This is a genomic window from Rhodococcus sp. NPDC057529 (genome assembly GCF_042802055.1).
GTDB lineage: Bacteria > Actinomycetota > Actinomycetes > Mycobacteriales > Mycobacteriaceae > Rhodococcus_F.
Map to the genome: position 1 here is coordinate 1 of NZ_JBHVEY010000068.1, position 1,375 is coordinate 1,375.

Annotated in this window: 1 protein-coding gene; it reads right to left on the reverse strand. The window is 63.6% G+C overall.

Annotated features, from left to right (window positions below):
- Positions 1 to 1,293, reverse strand: a complete 1,293-nt coding sequence (locus tag ACFU5V_RS43040) for an IS630 family transposase (RefSeq protein WP_378707531.1) — start codon at positions 1,291 to 1,293, stop codon at positions 1 to 3.
- Between the last annotated feature and the right edge of the window lie 82 nt (positions 1,294 to 1,375).

The window sequence follows — 1,375 nt, forward strand, 5'->3', positions numbered from 1 at the left end:
CTAGTGTGCCGGTCCGGAAATCTTCGCCATATATTTGGTGAGGGAGTCGAGGATCTCCTCCGCGGTCTTGCGCCAGACGAAGGGTTTGGGGTCTTGGTTCCAGTTGTCGATCCAAGTCCGGACGTCGTTTTCCAGTGCGACAACGCTTTTGTGAACGCTGCGGCGGATCATCTGGTCGGTGAGGAACCCGAACCATCGTTCGACCTGGTTTATCCAGGACGATCCGGTCGGGGTGAAATGCAGGTGGAATCGAGGGTGTCGCTGCAGCCAGGCGCGGATGGTGGGGGTCTTGTGGGTGGCGAGATTGTCGCAGACCAGATGGACGTCGAGGTCGGCGGGGACGGCCTTGTCGATGGCGATCAGGAACTTCTTGAACTCCACCGCTCGGTGCCGCCGGTGGATCTCCGAGATCACCGTGCCGTCGGCGATGTTGAAGGCCGCAAACAGGCTGGTGATGCCGTGCCTGGTGTAGTCGTGACTGCGCCGTTCGGGCATGCCGGGCATCATCGGCAGCACCGGCTGGGATCGATCGAGCGCCTGCATGCCGGATTTTTCGTCCACGCACAGCACCACGGACTTCTCCGGTGGATTATGGTACAGACCAACAACATCAACGACCTTGTCCACGAACTGCGGATCGCTGGACAACTTGAACCCGTCCACGAGATGCGGCTTCAGGTCGAACTTGCCCCAGATCCGGCCGATCGTGGTGCGCGAGAGGCCGCTGCGTTTCGCCATCGAGGTTCGCGACCAGTGCGTCGCGTTCGGTGGTGTCTGTTCCAGCGTGGCGATCACCACGTCCTCGACCTGGTCGAGAAGGATCGACGGCGGCCGGCCGGGGCGGGGCTCGTCGACCAGGCCTTCGAGCCGGTCGGCGACGAACCGGCGCCGCCACCGCGCCACGGTGCTCTGCGTGATCCGCAGATCCTCGGCGACCTGCTTGTTCGACGCGCCCGCCGCGCACCCGAGCACGATCTTCGACCGCAGTGCCAACGCCTGCGAGGTCTTCGCTCGTCGCGCCCAGCGCGTCAACTGCTCCCGCTCACCCTCGGTCAGCACCAGATCGGACTTCGGTCGACCCGGACGCTGCTCATCGCGCAACCCGTCGACTCGAGATTGCGCAAACCGCCTGCGCCACTTGGTGACCGTCATCGTCGTCACACCCAGATCAGCGGCCAGCCGCTCGTACACCACCCCCGGCTCGGCGCACGCCAGCACGATCCGCGCCCGCACCGCCGACCTCGACGATCCCTGGGACCAGGCCAGAAGCTGATCACGCTCGTCACCGGTCAACACAAACTCGCCATCACGCCCGAAATCCGCCACTACAACACCATAGGTAATTACAGCGATAATTTCCGGACCGACACACTAG